This is a genomic window from Mycobacterium sp. 852002-50816_SCH5313054-b, assembly GCF_001667185.1.
Lineage (GTDB): Bacteria > Actinomycetota > Actinomycetes > Mycobacteriales > Mycobacteriaceae > Mycobacterium.
In genome coordinates, this window is record NZ_LZIC01000029.1 from 1 (window position 1) to 24,716 (window position 24,716).

The 24,716-nt window shown below is 70.9% G+C and carries 25 protein-coding genes; 10 read left to right on the forward strand and 15 right to left on the reverse strand.

Annotated elements, in window-relative coordinates; translation table 11 throughout:
• On the reverse strand, window positions 1-2,035 hold a 2,035-nt coding region (locus A5787_RS04660; RefSeq protein ID WP_066962345.1), incomplete at its 3' end, for an MMPL family transporter.
• A gap of 75 nt (window positions 2,036-2,110) precedes the next feature.
• Here A5787_RS04660 and A5787_RS04665 point away from each other — a divergent pair.
• The 5 genes from A5787_RS04665 to A5787_RS04680 all read left to right on the forward strand — a co-directional run bounded on the left by A5787_RS04665 (window position 2,111) and on the right by A5787_RS04680 (window position 6,238).
• A complete protein-coding gene (locus A5787_RS04665) occupies window positions 2,111-2,593 on the forward strand; it encodes a MarR family winged helix-turn-helix transcriptional regulator (RefSeq protein WP_066962348.1) in 483 nt (160 codons plus the stop codon).
• A 593-nt stretch (window positions 2,594-3,186) separates the two neighbouring features.
• Window positions 3,187-3,777 (forward strand): heme-binding protein, encoded by a 591-nt coding sequence (locus A5787_RS04670; RefSeq protein WP_066962351.1) that lies wholly within the window; start codon window positions 3,187-3,189, stop codon window positions 3,775-3,777.
• Window positions 3,774-3,935 carry a hypothetical protein gene (locus tag A5787_RS27215; RefSeq protein WP_156763765.1) on the forward strand — a complete coding sequence of 54 codons (162 nt, stop codon included), beginning with the start codon at window positions 3,774-3,776 and terminating at the stop codon, window positions 3,933-3,935. Before A5787_RS04670 ends, A5787_RS27215 begins: the two co-directional genes overlap by 4 nt.
• Window positions 3,932-4,978: a type 2 isopentenyl-diphosphate Delta-isomerase gene (gene fni / locus A5787_RS04675; protein WP_066962353.1), complete on the forward strand. Its 1,047-nt coding sequence runs from the start codon at window positions 3,932-3,934 to the stop codon at window positions 4,976-4,978. The genes A5787_RS27215 and fni overlap by 4 nt, the downstream gene beginning before the upstream one ends.
• Before the next feature lie 12 nt (window positions 4,979-4,990).
• The gene (locus tag A5787_RS04680) at window positions 4,991-6,238 is read left to right on the forward strand and encodes a glycosyltransferase (RefSeq protein ID WP_066962357.1); all 1,248 of its coding nucleotides are present in this window, start codon (window positions 4,991-4,993) and stop codon (window positions 6,236-6,238) included.
• On the opposite strand, the gene A5787_RS04685 is transcribed toward A5787_RS04680, so the two are convergent.
• The 10 genes from A5787_RS04685 to A5787_RS04730 all read right to left on the reverse strand — a co-directional run bounded on the left by A5787_RS04685 (window position 6,203) and on the right by A5787_RS04730 (window position 14,768).
• The gene (locus A5787_RS04685) at window positions 6,203-6,703 is read right to left on the reverse strand and encodes a MarR family winged helix-turn-helix transcriptional regulator (RefSeq protein WP_082977066.1); all 501 of its coding nucleotides are present in this window, start codon (window positions 6,701-6,703) and stop codon (window positions 6,203-6,205) included. The genes A5787_RS04680 and A5787_RS04685 overlap by 36 nt on opposite strands.
• A gap of 158 nt (window positions 6,704-6,861) precedes the next feature.
• Window positions 6,862-7,302 (reverse strand): DUF2784 domain-containing protein, encoded by a 441-nt coding sequence (locus tag A5787_RS04690; protein ID WP_066962360.1) that lies wholly within the window; start codon window positions 7,300-7,302, stop codon window positions 6,862-6,864.
• Between the two features lie 47 nt (window positions 7,303-7,349).
• A complete protein-coding gene (locus A5787_RS04695) occupies window positions 7,350-8,342 on the reverse strand; it encodes a DUF5914 domain-containing protein (protein WP_066962363.1) in 993 nt (330 codons plus the stop codon).
• On the reverse strand, window positions 8,339-9,859 hold the full coding sequence (locus A5787_RS04700) for an FAD-dependent oxidoreductase (protein ID WP_066962366.1): 1,521 nt from the start codon (window positions 9,857-9,859) through the stop codon (window positions 8,339-8,341). The genes A5787_RS04695 and A5787_RS04700 overlap by 4 nt, the downstream gene beginning before the upstream one ends.
• The gene (locus tag A5787_RS04705) at window positions 9,856-10,581 is read right to left on the reverse strand and encodes a class I SAM-dependent methyltransferase (protein WP_066962369.1); all 726 of its coding nucleotides are present in this window, start codon (window positions 10,579-10,581) and stop codon (window positions 9,856-9,858) included. Before A5787_RS04705 ends, A5787_RS04700 begins: the two co-directional genes overlap by 4 nt.
• Window positions 10,568-10,879: a lycopene cyclase domain-containing protein gene (locus A5787_RS04710; RefSeq protein WP_066962372.1), complete on the reverse strand. Its 312-nt coding sequence runs from the start codon at window positions 10,877-10,879 to the stop codon at window positions 10,568-10,570. The genes A5787_RS04705 and A5787_RS04710 overlap by 14 nt, the downstream gene beginning before the upstream one ends.
• The gene (locus A5787_RS04715; protein ID WP_066962437.1) at window positions 10,876-11,199 is read right to left on the reverse strand and encodes a lycopene cyclase domain-containing protein; all 324 of its coding nucleotides are present in this window, start codon (window positions 11,197-11,199) and stop codon (window positions 10,876-10,878) included. Before A5787_RS04715 ends, A5787_RS04710 begins: the two co-directional genes overlap by 4 nt.
• Window positions 11,196-12,128 carry a phytoene/squalene synthase family protein gene (locus tag A5787_RS04720; RefSeq protein ID WP_066962375.1) on the reverse strand — a complete coding sequence of 311 codons (933 nt, stop codon included), beginning with the start codon at window positions 12,126-12,128 and terminating at the stop codon, window positions 11,196-11,198. Before A5787_RS04720 ends, A5787_RS04715 begins: the two co-directional genes overlap by 4 nt.
• On the reverse strand, window positions 12,125-13,642 hold the full coding sequence (gene crtI, locus A5787_RS04725; protein WP_066962378.1) for a phytoene desaturase family protein: 1,518 nt from the start codon (window positions 13,640-13,642) through the stop codon (window positions 12,125-12,127). Before crtI ends, A5787_RS04720 begins: the two co-directional genes overlap by 4 nt.
• 19 nt (window positions 13,643-13,661) lie before the next feature.
• A complete protein-coding gene (locus A5787_RS04730) occupies window positions 13,662-14,768 on the reverse strand; it encodes a polyprenyl synthetase family protein (protein ID WP_156763769.1) in 1,107 nt (368 codons plus the stop codon).
• A 290-nt stretch (window positions 14,769-15,058) separates the two neighbouring features.
• Between A5787_RS04730 and A5787_RS04735 the strand changes: the two genes are divergently transcribed.
• Window positions 15,059-15,733 (forward strand): phosphodiesterase, encoded by a 675-nt coding sequence (locus A5787_RS04735; RefSeq protein WP_066962381.1) that lies wholly within the window; start codon window positions 15,059-15,061, stop codon window positions 15,731-15,733.
• Here A5787_RS04735 and A5787_RS04740 read toward each other — a convergent pair.
• From A5787_RS04740 to A5787_RS04755, 4 genes are all read right to left on the reverse strand, one after another.
• Window positions 15,730-17,079 (reverse strand): TIGR01777 family oxidoreductase, encoded by a 1,350-nt coding sequence (locus A5787_RS04740; protein ID WP_066962384.1) that lies wholly within the window; start codon window positions 17,077-17,079, stop codon window positions 15,730-15,732. The genes A5787_RS04735 and A5787_RS04740 overlap by 4 nt on opposite strands.
• A 4-nt stretch (window positions 17,080-17,083) precedes the next feature.
• The gene (locus A5787_RS04745) at window positions 17,084-18,328 is read right to left on the reverse strand and encodes a glycosyltransferase family 4 protein (protein ID WP_066962444.1); all 1,245 of its coding nucleotides are present in this window, start codon (window positions 18,326-18,328) and stop codon (window positions 17,084-17,086) included.
• Between the two features lie 94 nt (window positions 18,329-18,422).
• Window positions 18,423-19,982, reverse strand: coding sequence for a 1,4-alpha-glucan branching protein domain-containing protein (locus A5787_RS04750; protein ID WP_369829079.1), 1,560 nt, complete (start codon window positions 19,980-19,982; stop codon window positions 18,423-18,425).
• A 26-nt stretch (window positions 19,983-20,008) separates the two neighbouring features.
• Window positions 20,009-20,809: a bifunctional 2-polyprenyl-6-hydroxyphenol methylase/3-demethylubiquinol 3-O-methyltransferase UbiG gene (locus tag A5787_RS04755; RefSeq protein ID WP_066962390.1), complete on the reverse strand. Its 801-nt coding sequence runs from the start codon at window positions 20,807-20,809 to the stop codon at window positions 20,009-20,011.
• A gap of 225 nt (window positions 20,810-21,034) precedes the next feature.
• Between A5787_RS04755 and A5787_RS04760 the strand changes: the two genes are divergently transcribed.
• The 4 genes from A5787_RS04760 (at window position 21,035) to A5787_RS04775 (ending at window position 24,687) form a co-directional block, all read left to right on the forward strand.
• On the forward strand, window positions 21,035-21,835 hold the full coding sequence (locus tag A5787_RS04760; RefSeq protein WP_066962393.1) for an electron transfer flavoprotein subunit beta/FixA family protein: 801 nt from the start codon (window positions 21,035-21,037) through the stop codon (window positions 21,833-21,835).
• Between the two features lie 41 nt (window positions 21,836-21,876).
• Entirely contained in the window at window positions 21,877-22,833 is a 957-nt protein-coding gene (locus A5787_RS04765; RefSeq protein WP_066962396.1) for an electron transfer flavoprotein subunit alpha/FixB family protein, read from the forward strand.
• 178 nt (window positions 22,834-23,011) lie between these two features.
• Entirely contained in the window at window positions 23,012-23,866 is an 855-nt protein-coding gene (locus A5787_RS04770; RefSeq protein ID WP_066962399.1) for a GNAT family N-acetyltransferase, read from the forward strand.
• Window positions 23,866-24,687 (forward strand): 1-acyl-sn-glycerol-3-phosphate acyltransferase, encoded by an 822-nt coding sequence (locus A5787_RS04775; RefSeq protein WP_066962402.1) that lies wholly within the window; start codon window positions 23,866-23,868, stop codon window positions 24,685-24,687. The genes A5787_RS04770 and A5787_RS04775 overlap by 1 nt, the downstream gene beginning before the upstream one ends.
• Window positions 24,688-24,716: the final 29 nt, after the last annotated feature.

The following is a 24,716-nucleotide window of genomic DNA, read 5'->3' on the forward strand; positions in this document are numbered from 1 at the left end:
GGTGGGTGGGCCACCAGATGCGGTCGCCGACAAGAGCGAACAGCGCGGGTATCACCAGGGTGCGCACGACGAAGGTGTCCAGCAGGATGCCGAGGCCCACGATGATGCCCAGCTGCGTCAGGACGATCAAGGGCAGCACCCCCAGCACGCAGAACACGGCAGCCAACACGATGCCCGCGCTGGTGATGACGCCGCCGGTGGCCGACACGGCGCGCACCATGCCGTCCCGCGCGCCATGATGCGCGGCCTCCTCGCGCGCGCGGGTGACCAGAAAGATCGTGTAGTCCACGCCGAGGGCGGCCAGGAACAGGAACGCGAACAACGGGGTGCTGTGATCCAGCGCGGGGAATCCGAAGACGTGGGAGCTGGCCCAGCCGCCGAGGCCCAGCGCGGCCAGCGCGCCGAGAATCGTTGCGGCCAGCAGGGTGGGCGGCGCCAGGGCCGAGCGCAGCAGCACATACAGCACCGCCAGGATCACCGCCAGGATCGCCGGGATCAGCACCAGGCGATCGTGCGCGGCGCCGTCGCGGATGTCGAGTGCCTGCGCGTCGGGGCCCCCGACCAGCGCGCCGGGGGCGCCGGTCTTGGTCGAATCGCGCAGCGCAGCAACGATATTGAACGACGCGGCGGAGGACGGTGGGGCGTCGATCACGACGGACCACTTCGTCAGTCCCGTCGCCGACCGGCCCGCCTCGGTCGCCGAGACCACGCCCGGCGTGGAGCCGATCGCCCGTTGCACCTGCGCCGCCTCGGCGGAGGGCGCGACCACCACCGTGGGGCTGGCCAGACCCCCCGGAAAATGCGCGGCCACCACGTCGTAGCCGGACACCGAATCCGCGCGGACCCGGAACTGTTCGGTCTGCGACAACCCGATTCGGGTCCCCAGCAGGCCGGTCGCCAGGGCGGCCAGGAGCGTGATCGCGACCGCCGCTACCGCGGCGGGGCGGCGGGCCACCCGCTCGGCGACCCGGTGCCATGGCCCCGAATCGAGTGCGGCCCCGTCCTCGGCGCGTGGGACGAAGGGCCAGAACAACCGCCGACCGCACAGCGCCAGCACCGGCGGCAGCACCACGAGAACGGACACCGCCGCGACGACGAGTCCGCACGCGGCGAGGGCGCCCAGGCTGCGGGTGCTCGGGGTCGACCCAAACAGCAGGGTCAGTAGCGCCAGCACCACGGTGGCGTTGCTGGCCACGATGGCCGGCGCGGCCCTGTGCACGGCCCGGCGCAGGGCGGCTCGATGCTCGGGGTGGTGTAAAAGTTCTTGGCGGTAGCGGGAAATCAGCAGCAGCGCGTAGTTGGTGCCCGCGCCGAACACCAGCACGCTGGTGATCCCCGACGTGGCGCCGTCGAAGCTCAGCCCGGTCAGTCCCGCCACCGCGGTGCCCACCGCAGTCGCGACCCGGTCGGCGAACCCGATCACCAGCAGCGGCGCCAGCCACAGCACCGGCGAGCGGTAGGTCGCGATCAGCAGCAGCGCCACCACGGACGCCGTCACCGCGAGCAGGGTGACGTTGGCATCGGTGAACGCGTTGGCGATGTCGGCGCCGAACGCCGGCCCCCCGGTGACGTGGGCCCGCAGGCTCGCGGGCAGTCCATCGTTGGCGGCGGCGCGCAGGGACGCGACCGCGTCGCCCAGCGCCAGGCCCGACAGGTCGGCGTCGACCGAAACCACGCCGATGGCCGCGTGGGCGTCGGCCGAGACCGTCACGGGTGCCGGGGCGGCGTCGTGGGCGAGCGCGAGCATCCGGTCGCGGGCCGCTTTGGCGGCGCCGACGTCCGCGGGGGCGAGCGCCGCACCGTCGGCGCGGCTGACCACGATGATCAGCGGAGCCCGGTCGCCGCCCGGGAACTCGCGGGCCAGGGCGTCGACCTTCGCGGAATCGGAGGCCGGGGGCACCGACAGCGGGGACCGGCTCGCCGCCGCATTTCCGCCGATGACCACCATGAGGCCAATACCCAGCACGACCGCCGCCAATCCGGGCAGCCACGACCGCCGGCCCGTCACGGCGGCGGCAACAGCGTCCCAGATCACGCCTCAAAGTATTTCAATCACTTAACCATTAATCAAATTAACAACCTGCGGTGGCCGCGGTATGCTGCGATTCTGATGGAAGCCACCACCGAACGGGTGCGGCTCGAAGCCCTGATCGCAGCCGATGCGCGTGCCCTCACCGCCGAATCCGACCAATTGGGTCGCGTTTTCGCGGCGGTGCATCATTTGGGCCCCAGCGACTTTCGCGCCCTGCTGCATATTCTGGTCGCCGAAACGGCGGGCGCTCCGCTGACTTCGGGGGAGTTGCGCCAGAGAATGGGCTTGTCCGCGGCGGCGATCACCTACCTCGTCGAGCGGATGATCAACTCCGGCCACATCCGGCGCGACACTCACGCCGAGGACCGGCGAAAGGTCATCCTGCGTTACTCGGATCCCGGGCTGGACACGGCGCGCTCGTTCTTCACTCCGCTGGGAACGCACACCCGCGCCGCGCTCGACGAGTTGTCTGACGCCGATTTGGCCGCGGCGCACCGGGTCTTCACCGCCCTGATCGCCGCAATGCGCCACTTCCAGGGCGAACTGGGCCCGGCCCACTGAACCTCCGGTGGTGCCATCTCGCCAGCGGGTCGGGCGCCCACCAGTTCAGGCCGCCGAGTACGTGCATGAAGGCCGAAACCTGTCGGACGATGTCGGTGCCGACGGCCTGTGCGGGTGCGTCTTTGGCCCCACCTGCCGAACTCACCAGCAGCACCAGGTCCATGTCGCCCCGGTCGAATTTTTGGGCGAGCGTCGCTGCGGCGCGGGCCGATTCAGACGCCGGGGCGAGGAAGCCGCCGGGTGAGAGTCTGCTCGCGGCGGATATGCCGAACACCGCGGCAGCCATCACGAACAAGACCGTGATTCCGACGATCCGTCGTGGCATGGTGACGGCGAGTCGGGCCATTCGCGCTCACATGCACCGCCCTCTGCAGTGATCCATGGCTGCGATGGCGTTGCCCAGCAGCGCTTGGGCCGCCGCGCGTCACCTCCGAGACTAGGTTAAGTTTCTTAACCATTCAAGTACTTAACTAAATCCGGAAATTCCGCTAGGCTGACCCTGGTGGGCCGTCGGGAATCGGCGCCCCGAAGTGGGTTGCCTGGTGACTGCCGGGGTACCACCTAACGATGGATCGAAGGAACGAGGTGGCAATGTGTTCGGGTCGGTGGGAGCCCTGTTGGGCGAGGTCGTCGATGCGGCGGGCTCGGTGGTCGGCTATCGGCACGGCACCAAGGAGCCGGACTACAGCGCCGAGAAGCTGAGTCGCGACGTCGAGATCCGCCGATACGGCGCCCGGGTCGCCGCGGAGACGACCGTCACCGCGGGCGAGGAGGCCGCCCGCAACGCCGGCTTTCGCCGCCTTGCCCGCTACATATTCGGCGGCAATCGCGTGCACGAGAAGATCGCGATGACGGCGCCGGTGGCGCAAGAGGCGGCCGGCGACCGGCGGTGGGTAATCCGGTTCTTCATGCCCGCCGACAAGACGCTGGAGTCCTTACCCGAGCCGGATGACGGTGCGGTCAGGCTGGTGGCCGTGCCGCCCGAGATGATTGCGGTGCACCGGTTCACGGGCAGCCGCAGCCGCCGCGCCATTGCCGGGCACACCGCCGAGTTGATGACCACGTTGCGCGAGGCCGGTTTCGAGGCCGTCGACACGCCGGAGGCCTGGTTTTACGATCCGCCCTGGACGGTTCCGGCGCTGCGCCGCAACGAGATCGCCGTGCCGGTAGCGACGGTTCCATGACCATGCGCGCGTCCACGTTCGTCGCCAGCGCGGCGGCGTCGGCTGCCGCCTTCGACCGGCTCTTCGACCGCGGCAACGCGCCGGCGGCCCGCTCGTATTTGGGTGCTCTGGCGGCCAAGCTGCTGCTGAACCGCCGGCGCCGGATCGATGCGCCATGACGCCCGATCGCGGCGAGATGACCAGCCGCAAGCGCCGCCACATCGACGTGTGCCTCGACGGTGACGTGGATTTTCGCCGCCTGACCACCGGCTTGGAACGCTATGCCCTGCCCTACAACGCCCTGACCCAGACCAACCTGGACGACATCGACCTGGGCACCGAATTCCTCGGCGCGCGGCTGCGGGCGCCTGTCCTGATCGGCGCCATGACCGGCGGGGCCGAGCTGTCGGGCACCATCAACCGGAATCTGGCCGCCGCGGCGCACCGACTCGGCATCGGAATGATGCTGGGCTCGCAGCGGGTGATGCTCGACAGCGTGCTGGGGGAGCAGGCCGCCGCCAGCTTCACCGTGCGCGACGTGGCGCCCGACGTGCTGTTGTTCGGCAACATCGGCCTATCCCAGTTCACCAAGGACGCGGTGCCGGACATCATTCGGGCGCTTGACCGGGTGGGGGCGAACGCGCTTGCCGTGCATACGAATCCGCTCCAGGAGGCCATCCAGCACCATGGCGACACCGACTTCGCCGGATCCCTGGACCGGCTGCGCGACGTGGCCGGCATGCTGGGGTATCCGGTGCTGCTGAAGGAGGTCGGGCACGGGATCGGCGCCGCCGCGATCGGCGAATTGCTGCGCCTGTCGGGGGAGCCGCCGGTGGCGGCCATCGATGTGGCGGGCGCCGGTGGAACCTCGTGGTCGCGCGTCGAGCAATTGGTGCGCTACGGCGAGCTGCGCTATCCGGACCTGGCGGACTGGGGAATCCCGACCGCGCAGGCGATCACGGAGGTGCGCGCGGCGCTGCCGGACATCCCGCTGGTCGCCTCGGGTGGGATCCGGACCGGGATGGACGCGGCCAAGGCGCTGGCCCTCGGCGCCGACGTGGTGGCCGTGGCGCGGCCGCTGTTAGCGCCGGCGATCGAGTCGGCGGCGGCCGCGACGGCCTGGCTGGAGCGATTCGTCGACGAGCTTTGCGTCTGCCTGCACGGGTGTGGGGCGGCCGACCTGCCGGCCCTGCGAAACGTTGGCGTGACGCCCCTTTCGTGAGGGCGGCGGCGCATGGCTGTGGTTCTGGCCTACGGGTCCCCCGCGCTGGGCCACCTGTATCCCCTGGGCGCGTTGCTACGCGAACTGGTTGAGCGCGGCCACCACGTTCACCTGCGCACCCTGGCCGACGGGGTGCCCGCCCTGCGTGCGGCGGGCGTGCGCGCCGAGGCGGTTGACCCGCGGATCGAGACCATCACCGGCCGGGATTGGCTTGCGCCCAACGCCTTAGGGGTTCTCAAGGCGACGATCGACGTGTTGTGCCGGCGCGCGGTGATCGAGGTCGACGACCTGCGAAGCGCGCTGGCACGCGTTCGGCCCGACGCGGTCATCGTCGACGCGAACTGCTGGGGGGCGATGTCGGCGACCGAGGCCAGCGGTGTTCCCTGGCTGGTCTTTTCGCCATTCACGCCCTACCTAAGGTCGCGGGCGGCGCCGCCGTTCGGCCCCGGCCTGCGGCCGCTGCCCGGCCCGATCGGCAAGGTCCGCGACGCGTCGATGCGCCCTTTCGTCAGCTGTCTCTTCGATCGCCGGATCGTGCCGCGGGTCAACGCCCTGCGCGCGGGACTGGATGTGCCACGGGTCAAGTCGGTGGACGGGCTGATGCGCCGCGCCCCGCTGCTGTTGGCGGTCGGCGGAGAGCCCTTCGAATACCCGCATCCCGATTGGGGCGCCGTGCATTTCATCGGTGCGTGTGAGTTCGAGCCGGCCCTCGCGGCCGTCCCGGATCGGATCGCCGCCATCGACCGGCCCATCGTGTTGGTCAGCACCTCCTCCCTCGCGCAGTCCGACGCCAAGCTCGGCCGAATCGCCCTGCAGGCGTTGGCCGATGAACCCGTCCACGTCGTCGCGACCTTTCCGGCGGGCGTGCCCCCCGGGCTGCCGCACACCCCCAACGCCACGGTGTGCCGGTTCCTGAACCACGGCGCGGTCCTCGACCGTGCGGTCTGTGCCGTCACCCACGGCGGGATGGGCACCACCGTCAAGGCGCTGGACCGCGGCGTCCCGGTCTGCGCGGTGCCGTTTGCCCGCGATCAGGCCGAAGTCGCGCGCCGCGTGCAGGTGGCCCGCTGCGGCACCCGGCTGCCGGCGAAGCGGCTGACCGCGGCGCGCCTGCGCGCCGCCGTGCGCGAGGCGATGACCATGGCCGACGGCGCCCGCCGGGTGGCCGCCGGTTTCGCCGCCACCGGCGGGGTGGCCCGGGGTGCCGACCTGATCGAGGAGCGCCTACCGCGTAGCTTCCAGCTCATCCTCGAACGATGACATCGCCGCGATCATCGCCGAGAAAACGCGATGAGCGGCAAGCAGGTCCTTGTCGCTCAAATCCGCCATGGCCTTGCTGAGATGGATGCCGAGCGGCCGGAAGAAGGCGTGCGCCAACGTCATCCCGCTCTCCTCGTAACGCAGCAGCCACTTCCGCCGGTCGTCGGGATCGGGTTCGCGCCGAATGTGGCCCGCGTCGATCATCCGATCGACGAGGTAGGTGATCGCCGCGGGCGACACGTCCATGCGCTGCCGCAGTTGGGCCAGGGTCAACGGCTTGCCCGCGGTTTCGCTGACCATGATGTGCAGGAGGGCGTGGAAGTCGCTGCTGCCCACCTCGTTCGTGCGCGCGAAGTGACGGCCGATGCGATCGGATTGCGCAGTGATCGCCCGCATGTCGGCCGACAATTGCCTCTCCAGCTCGTCCCGGCCGGGCGGTGGATCCTGTGCGCGGCGCTTGCTCACCTACCCGCATCCTTCATAAGACCCACCAGCGTATCCGGGCGGTTATCCGGGACCTAGCGCAACCTGCCGCGTCCGGATCATTAGTCACTTCCGCCACGTTGGGCTCCACGCGGCGTCGACACCCGTTGTGCCCGCCTCACAGCGACAACGTGAGCCGGCTACCTCGCGGGGATCGACCGCGTTGTCGCTCTGAGGCGGGCAAAAGGCCGAGTCCTTCCGGGAAGAGACGGAAGTGGCGGATGTGACTCCCGCCTGCTGGCCAGCGCGACCCACGAGACGGCGGCCGCGATGAAGGCGAGTGCCTGCGCGGCGCCGGTTCGGCCCGGCGGATAGAGAACGCCTTCGACGTAACGGTCGACGAACCCGGTCGAGGGCAGCGGCTGCATGCCGGCTCGCGCGCGCGCCCAATCTTCCAGGGAAGTCAGCGGACACGGCACCGGCAGCGTCACGACCGCCACGCCCCAGCACACGCTCGCCAGGTGCAGCCAAATCGTGCGCGGCCAGCGCAGCGCCAGGAAGCCGCCACTGGGCAGGTAGAGGAGGTAGGCGAAGTGCGCGCCGACGCTGACGATCACGACGGCGAAATGCGCTTTCTTCATCGCTGGTTCGGACTTCCGGTGGTGGCACGTGCTGCGGCACGTCCATGTTAGCCACCCGCGCGTCGGCGGTAGCGGCGCTCCGCGTAGGCCATGTCGTCGCGCCACAACCGGGTGGCGGCGTAGCGCATCAGCGGTGTGATCAGCGGCCCCGCGCGGCGCGCGGCGGTGAAACCCGGGCGTTGCGACGTTGCGACGGTGGCCTCGATGACGGCAACCCGGGGCCGGCCGTCGGGCCCTGAACCCATTGGCGTCGCGTGGGTTTCGACGACGCTGCCGGTTCCCTCGCCCTCGATGATGCGCATCACCACGGTCCGCGCCTCGGGGGTGGTGAATTCGGCGATGACGGGCACGCCGAAGCGGCCCATCCGGAAGGTGACCGAGACCAAAAACCGGTCGTCCTCCGCGGTGGGGGTGGTGAGCACGTCGAGCCGGGTGAACGAGTAGGGGTGAAACCACGCGCCGTGCCAGGGATCGAGCCGGTTCGCGAGGATGTCGGCCGGTTCGCACTGACCGACCAGGCGGGTGACCGCCGCCAGAGTGTCGGCCGATGGCCTCGGTGCGATCACCGGCTGGTCCAGCGGGGCTTCTCCGCCCACGGAGTCGAGGCGCACCCACGCCAGCACGCCGTCGTCGTGGCTGGGGAAGGCCTGCCAACGCAATTCGCACGTGTCGCCGTCGAGGGCCAGCCCGTGCCACCGGCAGTACAGGACGCCACCGCGCACCAGCCCCGTCGCGAGGTCGGCGCCCAGGTGCGGACAGCTCGCGGGACCGACCCGCAGCCGGCGGTGCTTGTCGCGCCAGGCGACCAGGTCGATGCCGTCGACGCGCGCGCCGTAGGGGCGACCGATGCGCAGGTCGCGGCTCGCGGCGAACACGTACCAGTTTCCCGTCGGCCGGCGCTTCGAGCGCTCCAACGCGGCGTTGATGATCGCCGGTTGCGCGTCGCGATGGGTCGGGCGCTGTTGTGTCCAAGAGGCGCGCGGGATTACGCCGACGGGCCAGTCTTTCGACCACCGGCGCAGGCGGTCGAGGATGCTCATCGCCGCCGCCCCTGGCGCTCGGCGAGCGACCGCAGCAGCGGCGAGCGCCCGCGGGTGGGAACCGTGCACAGTTCGTGGCCGGCAAGGCCCCACGACTCCAGCAGCCGGTTGGCGGCCGACCACCCGGTGGTGGCCGCGCGTTCCATCAGCGCCACCGGCAGGTCGATGCGGATCCCGTCGCCGGCCAGTACCAGCCCGTGATGCGGCGTGGCCACGGTCGGGCGGTGCGGGTACGTTCCGGGCGCGAACAGTGGGCAGTCGCTGCGGCGCAGTTCGCGTTCGTAGACCACCCGCGCCGAGGCGGTTTCGGGATACAACTCGTGCAGGCGGCCTATCGCCGCACCGCCGGGCGACTCGGAAACTGCGGCGTACGAGTGCAATTCGACGACGGATCCACCGTGCTGCCGCGTCCACGCGGCAGCGTCGCGTTCGTAGCGCTCGAGGACGCTGATGTTGTCGACCGGCTCGTGTCCCGAGGTGCCGAGGAAGGCGGCCCGGTGGGATTCGACGGGCCGGTCGAGCCAGAGCCGATGCACCACGAACGACGGTGCGGTGCGCAGCCGCCGGATCCGGGCGCGCCAGGGATCGTCGCCCAGCCCGGGCGACGCGCCCACCAACCGCTGCAGGCCACCGACGTCGAGCGCCAGCACGACGGCGTCCGCGTCGAAGTGTTCCCCCGAATCGGTCTGGACGCGAAGGGTTTTCGCGGTGTCGGGGGCGACGCGTGATACTTGCGTGCCGAGGTGCACCCGAACGCCCCGGTCCTGCAGGTAGTCGCCCAGCGGATTCCACAGGGCCACATCGAAGTTCGCGGTGGCGACGTCGAAGATCAGGCCCTCGCTGGAGCCCAGGAAGTAAATGTGGAACATGGTCGCCAGTTCGGCGGCGGACAGATGCGAGGGCTCGGCGAAGAAGCTGCGGGAGAACACTTCGAACGCCAGGTGGCGCGCGGATTCGGGAAAGTTGATGCTCTTCAGGAAGGTTTCCGCGTCGATGTGGTCGAGCCGTCGATAGATGTCGGGCACCGACACCGCCGCCAGCGGCGCGGCGGCACGGGCGTTGATGCGCGCCAGGTCGCCCAGCCGAAACGTCGGGCTGCGCAACGCGAACGCCACGGCGTTCCACGGCGGGGTGCGGGGCAATCCGCGGAAGCTGTCGCGGCGACCGGCGCCGTCGATCAGCGGGTAATCCTCGACGGGGGCGAGCATGCGCAGCTGCGGATCGACCCGGCGCAGCAGGGCCCGCAGATTGTAGTACTGGCGGAAGAAGGCGTGGAACCCACGGTTCATCGCGAGCCCGGCGCCGTCGTGGTGTTCGGTCCAGCCGCCCACCCGGCCGCCGAGGTAGTCCTCGCGTTCCACCAGGTCGACTGCGACGCCGCGGTCGGCGAGCGCGGTGGCGGCCGTCAGGCCCGCGACTCCGGCCCCGACCACCACGGCGCGAGGACGCTGCGAGAGCGCGCCCGCGTTCGGCAGGCCCGGCGTTGCCGGGTGGATGCGTCGGCGGCGATCGGTCATTGCGGGGCCTCGCACAAGAAGGTGTGCACGACGTCGTGTTCCCAGCCCGGCATCGTGGCGCTGCGCACCCCGGTGAATCCGGCATCGCGCAGCCGCCGCCGCAGCCGCGCCGCGCCGTCGAACGCGAGGACGCTGCGCCACAGATGCCGGTACAGCGTGGCGTCACGCGTGCGCCACCAGCCGGCGGGAATGATGATGCCCCAGCACACCGCGTGCCAGATCAATGTCGCGGCACGGGAATCGCGCACCGAGTACTCGTGCAGCGCCAGCGTGGCGCCGGGGCGAAGCAGGGCGCGAAAGGCGCGGAGCTGTGCGTCCGGGTCCGCGAGGTTGCGCAGCAGGTAGGCGGCGAGGATGCCGTCGAACGGCCCGGTGACGCCGTGCTCGTCCAGATCTTCGACGCGCGCGTGCACGAACCGGACCGACGGTGGCCACGCCTTCGCCCTCGCGGCGTCGAGCATCCCGTTCGCGGCGTCCACGGCGACGATCTGCGCCTCGGGAGCCACCGCCAGCAGCGCGGCCGTCGACGCGCCGGTGCCGCAGCCGGCGTCGAGCAGGCGCAGACCCCGGCCCCGTTCGGGCAGCGCCATGCGGCGCGCCGAGCGCGCCAGGTTCGCGTGGTAGGACGGGTTGGCGCCGACCAGCCGGTCGTAGGCCGCCGCGCCCCCGTCGAAGGCGCCGGGCACGTCGCGGCGGGGCAGACCCGTCTTATCGACCCGCACGGTGACGCTCCCACAACAGCAGCACGGCGGTGACCAGCGCGAACCCGAACAGGAAGTCCTCGACGGGGATGTCGAACGGAAACCGCACGCCGCTGGTCTGGCGTTGGTTGTAGATCACGACCGGGGCGCTGCGTTTGGTCAGCCAGCCATCGACCGGAACCTGAAAGCCGAGCACGATCACCATCGACAGCCAGTAGGCGGGCCGCCGGAACAGCCCGGTGCGCAACAGCGCGAACTCCAGCGCGCCCACCGCCAGGACCGACACGATCGCCGGAAGGGTGTAGCCCAGCCCGGTCATCGGCGCCTGCTCCGATCGAGGATGGCGCTGACGGCGTTGTAGGTCAGCAGGCCGCACAGCGGAATCACCAGGAAGAACAGGACTTCCTCGATGGGCACCCCGAACGGGAGGCGAAGGCCGGTGATGTACTCGCCGTTGTAGGTCCACACCCCGGCGCCGATCGCCACCGCGTCCCAGACGAGGAACAGTGCCGCAACCGGGAGCACCGCTCGTGCGACCCGGCGCGGCTGCCGGTAGACGCCGGCGCCGAACAGCTCCAGCGGCGCCGTGATCGCCAGGCACAGCCCGAGCAGGATCAGGTATTGCCACCAGTCGGTCACCCCGCACCCCTCATGCGGGCCCGCCACGACGCCAGCAGCGCGCCACCGGCGACCCGGAGCCGTCGCGCGTTGCCGACGGTGGCACGCCGGGTGAACACCGAGAAGTCGCTGTCCTCAATGCAATCCAGGATTTCGGAGTACAGCGTCAACGCGGTGGCCACGCACGGCCGGGAACGGGGGGCCAGCATCGCGATCCCCTCGGCCGCGAAACGGTAGATCTCCCGGGTGATGTCGTGTTGGGCCGCCAGCGCCGCCCGGACCCGGGCGTGGGTGCGCCGGTGAGTGTGGCACCACAGCATCAGCTCGCGGTCCACGCCGAACGCGGCGAGTTCGTCGGCCGGCAGATAGATCCGGTTGCGCGCCAGGTCCTCATCGATGTCCCGCAGAAAATTGGTGAGTTGGAACGCTTGGCCCAGCGCCGCCGCGTACGGGGCGGCGTCGTCGGCGGGTCCCACGGTGCCCAGGATCGGAAGCATCTGCAGGCCAATGACTTCCGCGGAGCCGCGCATGTAGCGCCCCAGCGCCGCCCGGTCCGGATAGTCGGTGACGGTGAGGTCCATGCGCATGGATTCCAGAAAGTCCTCGAACAGGTCCGCGGGGATTCGGTAGCGGCGCACCGTGTCGTCGACCGCGGCGAGGACGGGCTCGTCGTCATGCTCGCCGCCGGCGAAGAAGCGCTCCGAGAGCAGTCGTAGCCGCTCGGCGCGCGCGGCGACGTCCAGCGCCGGGTCGAGCTCGTCGAGGATGTCGTCGGCGTGGCGGGCGAAGCCGTACAACGCGTGCACCGCCGGGCGCTGGTCCGGGGCGAGCAGGCGCGTGGCGAGGAAATAGGTGCGGCCGTGTGCGGCGGCGATCTGCCGGCAGCTCCGATACGCCGCGCGCAGGTGCGCGTCGGAGATCCCGGCGGCGTCCAGCTCCGTGCGGATCATCGCGATCGTGCCTTCAGGTCCACGGTGGTGGATGTCCGGCCGGCCACGCCGGTGATGCGGTCGGCGGCCAATCGCCCGGAGATCAACGTGGTCGGCACCCCGACGCCCGGCAGCGTCGACGACCCGGCCAGCACCGCGTTCTCGATGCCGCGCACGGTGTTGGCCGGCCGAAACGGCCCGGTCTGGGCGAACGTGTGGGCCAGCGCGAAGGGCGTGCCGGCCGCCATGCCCTGGCGGGCCCAGTCGGCCGGGGTGTCGACGTGCAACAGGCGGGCGCCGTCGCGCAGGCCGGGCAACAGCCTGTCCTGCACCACCTCGAGGAGGGAGTCCGCGTACGCGCCGCCGGTGTGTGACCAGTCGATGTCGCGGCGGGACAGGTTCGGCGCCGGCGCCAGCACGTACAGCAGGTCGCGACCGGCGGGGGCCAGGCTCGGGTCGCCGACCGTCGGCCGGGTGACCAGCAGTGACGGGTCCGCCATCAGCCGGCCGTCGCGGATGATCTCGTCGAACGTCTGCTCCCAGGCCGAGCCGAAAAGGATGGTGTGGTGGGCGCTTTGCGGCGGCGCGGCGCGGCAGCCCACGTGCAGCACCACCGCCGACGGCGCCGCGCGCAGCCGAAGAAGCCGTCGCGGCTGCCGGCCCAGCAGGCGGTAGGTCAGCGGCAGCTCGGTCGTCAACACCACCGCGTCGCAGGCGATCCGCCCATCATGCGTGCGGACCGCGGTGACCCGGTCACCGCTGCGCTCCAGCTCGGTGACCGTTGTGCCGTAACGGAATCGCACCCCGGCGTCGGTGGCGGCCGCCGCCAGCGCATCGGGCAGCGCACGCACGCCGCCGCGCGGAAAGAACACACCGGCCACGGTGTCCATGTAGGCGATCACCGCATACACCGCCAGGGCGTGCTGCGGCGCGACACCGGCGTACAGCGACTGGAACGTGAACACCCGGCGCAACCGCGCGTCGCTGACATGGCGCCGGACCATCGTGTCCCAGCGGCGGAACCCGCCGAGCGCGGTGAGCCTGGCCAACCGGCCGTTCAGCAGCGACAGCGGCGAGTCGAAGTTAGCGGCGACGAAGCCGTCGAATTCGGTGCGGTACAACCGCTCTAGCCAACCGCGCAACCGCCGGTAGCCGTCGGCCTGGTGCGGGCCCGCGAAGTCGCGCACCGCCTCGGCCATCCGGTCGGCGTCGGTGTGGACGTCGATGGCGCTGCCGTCGGCGAACATCGCCCGGTAGGCGGGATCCACCGGCAGCAGTTCGAGCCGTTCCGAGGAGGCTTCGCCCACGGCGGCGAACGCCTCGTCGATGATGTCCGGCATCGTGAGCACCGTGGGGCCGGTGTCGAGGCGGTAGCCGTCGATGTCGCGGCGGCCCGCCCGCCCGCCGGGCCACGGTTCGCGCTCCACCACCGTGACTTCGCGGCCGCGGCCCGCGAGATGCAGCGCGGCGGCAAGGCCCGCGAATCCCGCACCGACCACGACGACGCGGTCGGTTCGCCCCGGAACCGTACGCATCAGCGCGATACCTCGGCGTTCATGCGGCCCGCCGTGCGCACAGGCCCGCCATATCGACCAGCGCGGCCGTCAGGCGGTCGCCAACGGCGATGTCATCCAACGCCTTGACCGCTTGATCGACGCGCTCGGCGATCAATTCTTCGATCCAGTGCACGGCCCCGGTGGCCAGGATCAGGTTTCGCCAGCGGTCGAGGGCGGAGTCGTCGAGCCGCTCGGTGGTCATCAGTTCCCGGAACTGCAGCCGCGTCGACGCATCCGCCAACTGATGGGCGGCCACCACCACGCTGGTGGCCTTGCGCTCGACCAGGTCGTTGGTGGGTTTCCCGGTCGCCGCGGGGGAGCCGAAGATGCCGAGGATGTCGTCGCGCAGCTGGAACGCTTCGCCGATGGCGGCGCCGTAGGCGGCGAGCGTCGCCAGCACCCGATCGTCGCAACCGGCCATGGCGGCACCGATCTCGAGGGGCCGCCGCACCGTGTAGTTTCCCGACTTTCGTCGGGCCACTTCCAGCACGGCCTCCATCGTAGGCAGGTCGCGCGCGTCGGTCGCCAGGTCGGCGAATTGGCCCACCGCCAACTCGGTGCGCATGGCGTCGTAGCGCGGCCACGCCCGCTGCAACTGGCGGTGCGTAAGGCCGCTGTCGCGCAGCATTTGTTCCGCCCAGATCAGGCACAGGTCGCCGAGCAGGACGGCGGACGACTCACCGAACCGGCGCGCGGACCCCGACATCCCGCGCCGGCGGTGCCACGCGGCGAATTGGACGTGCGCGGCGGGGCGGCCACGTCGCGAGGTCGACTCGTCCATCACGTCGTCCTGCAGGAGCGCGAACGCGTGCAGCAGTTCGAGGCTGGCGGTCGCCGACAGCGCGGCATCGCTGGCCGGCTCGCCGCAGAGCCAGCCCAGGTACATGAACGTCGACCGAAGGCACTTGCCGCCGTTGACGAACTCCATCACGATGTCACCGGCCACGTCGACACCGCATGCGCCCAGTGCCTCGGCGCAGCGCTCGGCGACGAATTCGACGACGCGGGAGAGCACCGCCTGCCGCAAACCCGCTCGCCAGCTGTCCAATTGGTCGGGATGGGGAAGGGTGGCCGGACCGCACAGGGTCGCTTCGGCGAGGCGCACACCCGGAAACGCGCGCACAGCTCCCACCGAAGCCTCCCTCGCAGGGTCGGTCAGCCGCTGGCTCGTACGGCTCGGATTCACGCGTTGGTACCCCTTTGACGAGAAAACAAAACTGGCCGATCGCCGACGTGCCCGGCCGGGCCCGCCCGCCGGACACGTTCGGTTAAGTTATTGAAACATTAACTTACTGAATGATCGGGCGATGCGCCAGTGGTGGCCGAAGCTGGAAGGGCCGGATCGATTGATCGGGCCGGGGGTTTTTCCCGGCGGAGAACGGGAACCCGGCGCCGGTGAACGTTTCCAATCTCGTCACCAAGCCCTTTCAATGGGGATCCGCCCTGCGCGGCCGGCGGTTCTTTCACCCCGTCGGGGTGTTGGCGCACGGCTTCATCGAACGGACCGCGCCCGCGGCCGACGGGCTGCCCCTGCCGTCTTGCGAGGTTGTCGCGCGGGTCTCCAAGGCCGCCGGGACGCCGGGTGCACTGCCCGATTTCATCGGCCTGGCTTTCCGGGTCGCGCCGCAGCAAGAGGGTGGGGGGACGTGGGACATCCTGTTGGTGTCCGCGGGATCGGGCGTGCTGGCCCGGGCGGTGGCGCTGCGGCCGGCCGTGTCGTGGGGCGGCCAGACCCTGACCAGCCTGATGCCGCTGCGCTACCAGGGCAACACCTGGTGGCTGAGGGCCCGAAGCGGCGGAGCCGTCGACGGGTTTGGCCTTTCGCTGGACAGCGTCCGGCGGGCGATCGACGGTGGCGGCATCGACTTCGCCATCGACCAGGCCTGCGGCAGGGGCGATTTCGCGCCGCTGGCGCGGCTGACGCTCACCGGCGTCCTGGACCGGGAAACGGACGTGTCGTTCGATCCGGTCGCCAACACCGCGCCGGGATTGAGCCTCTACCCGGAGTGGCTCGCCGAGCTGCGGGGGCGCGCCTACCGGCGCAGCCGCGACGGCAGGGAGGCGGGCTAACGGCCCAGCAGGTGGCGCAGGGCCCCATCGAGGTCGGGGTGGCGAAACCGGTGCCCGGCCGCGGTGAGTTTCTGGGGAATCACGCGCTGGCTCGCGCAGGCCAGTTCGCGGGCGCCCTGTTCGCCCAGCAGCAGCCGGGGCCCGAGCCTGGGCACCGGCAACACCGCGGGACGGCGCAGCACCCGGGCCAGGGTGCGGGTGTACTCGGAGTTGCGGACCGGTTGTGGGGCAACGGCGTTCACCGGCCCCGACAGCTGCGTGTCCCACAGCGCGCGGTGATAGACGTCGACCAGGTCGTCGATCCCGATCCAGGACAGCCATTGCTGGCCGTCGCCGAGCCGGCCACCGAGCCCCGCGGCGAACAGCGGCCGCATCAGCTTCAGCGTGCCGCCGCGGGGTGATTGCACGATGCCGGTGCGCGCCCGCACCCCCCGCACCCCGGCACGCTCCGCGGGCGCGGTCGCATCCTCCCACTCCGCGACGACCTCGGCCAGAAAGCCGTCGCCGCGATCGCCGCCCTCGGTGAGGGTCTCGTCACCGCGGTCGTACCCGTAGTACCCGATCGCCGAAGCCGAGACGAATACCGGCGGCGCGGGCTCGGTGCGGCCCAGCAGCTCGGCGAGCCGGCGCGTCGGCCCGATCCTGCTGTCGCGGATGGCTTTCCGATGGGCCTGGCTGAAGCGGCCGGCGATCGAGGCGCCGGCGAGGTGGATCACCGCATCCACCCCGGCGAGCAGCTCGGCGTCGGGTTCATCGGGGTCCCACCGCCGCTCGTCGTCGCCGCCGGGTGTCCGCCGGACCAGCGCGATGACGCGGTGGCCACCGGTGCGCAGGAACGCGGTCAACGCCGAACCGACCAGACCCGACGCTCCCGTGACGGCGATGGTCTTCGGCGTCAGGCCGCGCTCGGCGGCCAGCCGGTGCGCGGCCAGGTCGTCGGCCAGCTGACGGTGGCGGTAGGCGAACATGGGGCGCAACAACGACCCGGGCACCGGCGTGTCGACCCGGTCGATGACCCGGGTCCGGTTGTTGCCGACGTCCTCGAATTCGTGGGTGTGCCGCCACCGCACCATGATTCGTGCCGGCAGCGACGCCGCGCCCGCGCCGCCGATGGCGTCGACGAATCGTCGGGGTGGGTCGTAGGAGTCCGCTTGGTGTTCGGCCACCCACCGCAGGCCGCCGGGCAGCGCCAGCGTGGCGCGGCCGTCCTCGAGCGAGGCGGCCTCGGTGACCAGCCGCATGGGTTGCCACGGCGGCGACAGTCGGGCGAAGGCGCCCGGTCTGGCGTGCCAGGCGAAGACCTCGGCGCGCGGCGCGTCGATCACGCTCGAATATTCCAGCCCCATGACGTCAGCGGTCGGGCAACGCGTGCTCGACGATGGGTAGCCGTGGCCGGGGCTGCCGCTCGTTGCGCTTGGCCGCCAGGTAGACCTGTGCGGTCTCCTGGGCGACCGTGTGCCAGTCGAAGGCCGAGGTGAGCCGTTTGCGGGCGGCGCGGGCGCGCCGCTGCGCGGCGTCGGGGTCGTCGAGCACGGTGCGTATCGCCGCGGCCAGCGCCCGGACGTCGCGGGGCGGGCACGACACCCCGGTCTGCCCGTCGATCACCGCCTCGCCCAGGCCGCCGATGTTGGACGTCACCAGCGGGGTGCCGGCCGCGGCGGCCTCCAGCGCGACGATGCCGAACGGCTCGTAGTGGCTGGGCAGCACCGCGGCGTCGGCCCGGTGCAGGACCGCCAGCAATTCGGCGTGCTCGAGGTGTCCGACGAACCGAATCGCCTTGAGCACCCGGTGTTTACGCGCCTGCTGAACGAGCCAGTCCAGCTGCGTGCCCTCCCCGGCGATGGTCAGCGTGGTGCCCGGGTGGGCTCGCCTGACGCGGGGCAGCGCGGCGATGACGTCGTGCACGCCCTTCTCGTACTCGAGCCGCCCCAGGTAGAGCAGCTCGGGCGGGCCCGGTCGCGGGCGCCGCGCCGCGAACGGCCAGCGCGCCGCGTCAATGCCGTTGCGAATCACGGTGATCTCGGCCAGGCCGGGGCCGAACAGCTCGGTGATCTCGTCGCCCATCGAGGCCGAACACGTGATCAGCGAGTCGGATTCGCGCACCAGCCACGATTCCACCGCGTGCACCTGACGGCTGATCGGCCCGGAGACCCAACCGGAATGCCGCCCGGCCTCGGTCGCATGGATCGTGGAAACGATTGGCACGTCGTAGAATTGGGCGAGCGCGATGGCGGGGTGGGCGACAAGCCAGTCGTGGGCGTGCACCACGTCGGGACGCCACGGTCGGTCGGTGCCCGGTTTCTTCAGGCCGAGCCCGGCGCGGACCATCGAGTGGCCCATCGCCAGCGTCCAGGCCATCATGTCGTCGCCGAAGGTGAATTCGTGCGGATCCTGCGCGGCGGCGATCACCCGGACGCCCGCGCTGGCCTCATCGGACGACGGGTGGGTACTGGGATCGGTGCCCGTGGGGCGGCGCGACAGGACGACGACGTCGTGGCCGGCGGCGGCCAGCGCGGTCGAGAGGTGATGCACGTGGCGGCCGAGCCCGCCGATCACCACCGGTGGGTACTCCCACGACACCATCAGGATTTTCACGCGCCCGCCCGGCACCAGCGCGAGGGTCCGCAGAATGACAGCGCCAACGGCGTGTCGGTGTACAAACACGCGCGCTCGCGAGAGGGTTTGCACCTCACCGGGGCAGCCTACGCGCATCCAGGGCGCCGAACAGACCGTCGGCGCGATTCCAGCCCTCGGCCAGCCGCTGCGCGCTGTCGCGCCGGCCCGAGGCCAGCGCCCCGGCGATCTCGCGGGTGGCGTGCGCGTGCAGGTGAGCGCGGTAGCGGGCGTAGTCGGCGGCCGAGTCCTTGCTCACCATGAACGGCCAGTCGCTGGAGACGGTCAGCAGGGTCTCGCGCAGGATCTGGTCGGCGACGTGGTCGCGCGGGATCGGCCCGTCCAGCGACGCCGTCTGCGACAGCGCCTTGTCGACCGTGCTCAGCGCGGTGTCGACCACTTCGGTGTTCAGCTGGACCAGGTCGGTCACCTGCTCGCCGGCCCACACCTGCCAGTCCTTGCCCGAACCCCACGAGCTGGGCGGCAGCGCGACCGCGGCACCGACGAAGCCGTCGTCGATCGCGTCGCGCAGCGTGCCCACCCGCACGCCGGCGGCGGGCAGGGCGCGCAGCACCCGCTGAAGCCACGTCGGGCCCTCGTACCACCAGTGGCCGAACAGCTCGGTGTCGAAGGCGGCGATGACGTGGGCGGGGCGCCCGATGCGCTCCGATTCGCTCGTCAGCCGGCCGCGGACCACGTCGACGAAGTCGGCGACGTGGACGTCGACGGCGTGGTCGGCGCGCTCGGGGTCGTAGGGCGCCTTGCCCTCCGAGGACACGTTGCGCCCGGTCACGCGGGCCGGCTTGAGGCCGGTCAGGTGGTCGTAGGTGTGGAAGTCGCGGTAGGCGGAGTGGCCGGGGTAGCCGGATTTCGGCGACCACACGCGGTAGCTGACCTGCAGGTCGCGCCCGAACGCGACCACGTCGGTGTCACCGACGGTCCGGCCCAGGGCGGTGTCGCCGTGCAGCGACGGGCCGTCGACCATGAAGTGCGTGACGCCCGCGGCGGCGTAGTCGCGTTCCATGCCCGGGGCGTAGGCGCACTCGGGCGCCCAGATGCCGGTCGGGAGATGCGCCAGCCGACGCTGCGCGTCGGCGAGGCCTTCGCGCAGCGCGAACTCGCGCAGCCGCGGATTCAGCAGCGGCTGGAACGGGTGGGCCAGCGGCCCGCCGAGCAACTCGACCGTGCCGGCGTCGACCAGGCCCCGCAGCAGCGGGCTGCCGCCGTGCCGCCACAGGGTGGCGAACTCGTCAAGCGCCCGGTCCGCCTCCGCGCATTCGCGAATCCCGAAGGTCCGCAAGGCTTCCGGTGTGCATGACTGGTAGCCGGCCGACTTCGAGGCGGGGGCCGGGCGCGTGCCGGCCGCCGCGGCCGCCTCGGTGGCGCGCAGCCGCCAGTTGGCCAGCCAGTGATGCATGCCGTCGAGGCAGTACGGGTCGTCGAGCTGGGCGTTGACCACCGGGGTGACGCCGAGCGTGATCAGCCGGTGCCGATCCTCGTCGGCCAGCGTGTGCAGCACCCGCAGCAGCGGCAGGTAGGACGCCGCCCAGGACTGATAGAGCCATTCCTCGCCGACGGGCCAGCGTCCGTGGTGGGCCAGCCAGGGCAGATGGGTGTGCAGCACCAGGGTGAACATGCCGGGCACGCGCGCCCCGGAGGTGCTCACGGCCGCACCGCGATCGCGATGAGATCCAGGCTGTCGTCGATGCCGGTGTCGAGGATGTCGAAGTCGTCGCAGGTGACGGCGGCAACGTCCGCCGCCAGCTCGGGCGGCCACGGCTGTCCGCCCACAGCCAGCGCGATCTGCGCGTCGATGATGGATCCGCCGTGGCGGGCGTCCATCTCGCGCAGCCGCGCGCCGTGGTGCAGGCCGCTGACCGAGACTCGGGAAAAGCCGGCCTCGACCAGCAGCTCGGTCAGCTCGCCGGCGTTGAGCTCGCGGGTGTGGAACGGGTTGACGGGCGTGTCACGGCCCGGGGAGAAGGTGATCCGGTTGGGGGTGGACACCATCAGCGACCCCGACGGGCGCAGCACCCGGGCGCACTCGGCGACGAACTGTGGCTGGTCCCACAGGTGCTCGATGACTTGGAAGTTCACCACAATATCCACCGACGCGTCGGGCAGCGGCAGCTCGGCGAGGTTGGCCTGCATGACCTCCACGCGCGGGTAGCGCGCCCGGACGTGGGCCACCGCGGCCGCGTCGTAGTCCACCGCGACGACCCGGCGCGCGACGGCGGCGATCAGCTCGGCCCCGTACCCCTCGCCGCAGCCGGCCTCGAGCACCTCGAGGCCCGCGCAGCGCGGCGCAAGGCGCTGGTAGACGACCTGATGGCGGCGAAACCAGTAGTTCTCGATGTCCAGATCCGGGATGGTGCGCTCGCCCGTCAGCGTCAACACCGCGTCAGCTCCCGGCGAGGGGTCGCGGGGGGTGTCGGGGGAGGCGTCGGGCAGGTGTGCGCTCATTGCATAGGCAGGCTAACGCGAAGTGTCCGATTCGCGAACCGGGAAGTGGGCACCCCTGCCGGATGGGGCAGACAGGGCGAAAGAACCTGCACTACGACCCGCTATGGTGTGAGAGCAGACCGCACAAAGTTACCCGCCAGTAACACGCTGTGCAGTGAAAAGTGCGTGACCGAGGTCCCGTAGTCGACCGCTGCGGGACCCCTTCGAGGAGGACGAACCAGACTCATGACGAACATCGTGGTCCTGATCAAGCAGGTCCCAGACACCTGGTCGGAGCGCAAGCTCACCGACGGCGATTACACGCTGGACCGCGAGGCCGCCGACGCGGTGCTGGACGAGATCAACGAGCGCGCCGTGGAAGAGGCGCTGCAGATTCGCGAGAAGGAAGCAGCCGACGGCACCGAGGGCTCGGTGACTGTGCTGACCGCCGGCCCCGAGCGCGCCACCGAGGCGATCCGCAAGGCCCTGTCCATGGGCGCCGACAAGGCCGTCCACCTCAAGGACGACGGCATGCACGGCTCCTGCGTGGTCCAGACCGCTTGGGCGCTGGCGCGGGCGCTGGGCACCATCGAGGGCACCGAGCTGGTCATCGCCGGCAACGAATCCACCGACGGCTCCGGCGGCGCCGTTCCGGCCATCATCGCCGAGTACCTGGGCCTGCCGCAGCTGACGCACCTGCGCAAGCTGTCGGTCGAGGGCGGCAAGATCACCGGCGAGCGCGAGACCGACGACGGCGTCTTCAGCCTCGAGGCCACCCTGCCCGCGGTGGTGAGCGTGACCGAGAAGATCAACGAGCCGCGCTTCCCCTCCTTCAAGGGCATCATGGCCGCCAAAAAGAAAGAGGTCACGGTGCTGACCCTGGGCGAGATCGGGGTCGAGGCCGATGAGGTCGGGCTGGCCAACGCCGGGTCCACCGTGCTGACGTCGACGCCCAAGCCGCCCAAGACCGCGGGTGAGAAGGTCACCGACGAGGGCGAGGGCGGCAATCAGATCGCCCAGTACCTGGTCGCGCAGAAGATCGTCTAACGAACCCACGTCTCTAGAACACGAGAAGAGCGAAATAACCCATGGCTGAAGTTTTGGTGCTCGTCGAGCACGCCGAAGGCGCCCTGAAGAAAGTCACCTCCGAGCTGATCACCGCCGCCCGCGCGCTGGGCGCCCCGGCCGCCGTCGTCGTCGGCGCGCCGGGAACCGCCGCGCCGCTGGCCGACGGCCTCAAGGAGGCCGGCGCCGCCAAGATCTACGTCGCCGAGTCCGACGACGTCGAGAAGTACCTGATCACCCCGGTGGTCGACGTGCTGGCCTCGCTGGCCGAGTCGAACTCGCCCGCCGCGATCCTGCTGTCCGCCAACGCCGACGGCAAGGAGATCGCGGGCCGGCTCGCTGCCCGGCTCGGGTCCGGCCTGCTCGTCGACGTGGTGGGAATTGCGGAAGGCAACAAGGGAACCCACTCCATCTTCGGTGGCGCGTTCACCGTCGAGTCGCAGGTCAACGGCGACACCCCGGTGATCACCGTGCGCGGTGGCGCCATCGACGCCGAGCCGCAGGCCGGCGCCGGTGAGCAGGTGACCGTCGAGGTTCCGGCGCCCGCCGAGAACGCCACCAAGATCACCGCCCGCGAGCCGGCGGTCGCCGGTGACCGCCCCGAGCTGACGGAGGCCAGCATCGTGGTCTCCGGTGGCCGCGGCGTCGGCAGCGCAGACAACTTCAACGTCGTCGAGGCGCTGGCCGACTCGCTGGGTGCGGCCGTCGGTGCGTCGCGCGCCGCGGTGGACTCCGGCTACTACCCGGGCCAGTTCCAGGTCGGCCAGACCGGCAAGACGGTGTCCCCGCAGCTCTACATCGCGCTGGGCATCTCCGGGGCGATCCAGCACCGCGCGGGCATGCAGACCTCCAAGACGATCGTCGCGGTCAACAAGGACGAAGAGGCGCCGATCTTCGAGATCGCCGACTACGGCGTGGTGGGCGACCTGTTCAAGGTGGCCCCGCAGCTGACCGACGCGATCAAGGCGCGGAAGGGTTAACTTTTCCAGCACGAACACACGTAAAAGCCCCCGACACCCCGGCGTGTCGGGGGCTTTTACCTTTGTTCACCCGGCGCATTCCGGCGTGATCATTTCGCGATATCTCGTCATCTGACGTGCACCGACACGTCATAGCGGCGATGCCGATTAGCTCACCGATTACGCAACTTTAGGTGGCATGAGCATTGCTTCTGTCCTGATAGCCAGCGACAAGCCGGACGGCGCGACCACCGGCTCGGTCGGGCCGCGCTATTCGCTGCTGCTGTCCACCGACCCGAGTTTGATCGAGGCGGCGCAGCGGCTCCGGTACGACGTGTTCAGCAGCACACCGGGTTTCACGCTGCCTACGGGCGGCACGGAGCACGTCGACGTAGACAGGTTCGACGAGCACTGCGACCACCTGCTGGTCCGCGACGACGACACCGGCGAATTGGTGGGGTGCTACCGGATGCTGCCGCCTTCGGGTGCCATCGCGGCCGGGGGGCTTTACACCGCAACGGAATTCGATGTTCGCGCCTTCGACTCGCTGCGACCCTCCCTGGTGGAGATGGGGCGCGCGGTGGTCCGCGATGGCCACCGCAACGGCGGCGTGGTGCTGCTGATGTGGGCCGGCATCCTGGCCTACCTGGACCGCTACGGCTACGACTACGTGACCGGCTGTGTGTCGGTGCCCATCGGCGACGCATCGGACGGTGACGTGTCGGGTAGCCAGCTGCGCGGCGTCCGCGACTTCATCCTCGACCGGCACGCCGCGCCCCGGCAGTACCGGGTGCGCCCGTACCGGCCGGTCCGCGTCTGCGGGCGGGCCCTCGACGACGTCCCCGCGCCGCCGCGCCCGGCGGTGCCGCCGCTGATGCGCGGCTACCTGCGGCTCGGCGCCCAGGTCTGCGGCGAGCCCGCGCACGACCCCGACTTCGGGGTCGGCGACTTCTGCGTGCTGCTGGACAAACGACGCGCCGATACCCGGTATCTCAAACGGCTGCGGTCCGTCTCGGCGGCCACTGAAACTATGGCCATGGTGGGCGGCGCCTGATGAGCGTCGCCGACCATTCCTGGCTGCCACGCGCGACGTGCGACGGCAGCTGCGTGCGTGTCGGCCCCGCCTCGCCGCGGTGGCGGGTGGTGCTGCGGGTGATGCTGCGCGTCCTGTTGGCGCTGCTGCTGGTGCCGGTGGTGCCGTTGGCGCTGGTGCCCCTGCCGGGCCAGGCGCGGGTGCAGAGGTTCTATTGCCGGGTGGTGCTGCGCTGCTTCGGTGTCCGGATCAGCGTGTCGGGGAGCCCGATCCGGAACCTGCGGGGAGTCCTGGTGGTGAGCCCGCACATGTCATGGCTGGATGTGTTCGCCATCGGGTCGGTGCTGCCCGGCTCGTTCGTGGCCCGCGCCGACCTGTTCGGCGACCTCTCGGTGCGCCTGCTCAAGATCATTCCGATCGAACGCGCCAACCTGCGGCGGCTGCCCGTGGTGGTCGAGACCGTCGCGCACCGGCTGCGCGCGGGTCACACCGTGGTGGCATTTCCGGAGGGCACCACGTGGTGCGGGCTGGCCTGCGGGTCGTTCTATCCGGCGATGTTCCAGGCCGCGATCGACGCCGGTCGGCCCGTGCAGCCGCTCCGGTTGACCTACCACCACGTCGACGGCTGCGTTTCGACCGCTCCGGCCTTCGTCGGTGACGACACCTTGTGGCGGTCGATGTGCCGGTTGCTGGCCGTGCGCCGCACCTGGGCGCACGTGCACGTGGAATCTCTGCAGCTGCCGGGCGACGACCGGCGGGCGCTGGCCCGCCGTTGCCAGTCGGCGGTGGGCGTCGGGGTGCCGCAGCGCCCGGGCCGGCGCCACGTGCTGGTGGCTTCCTAGCTTTGGGGCCCGTGCGGACCTGCAGGTAT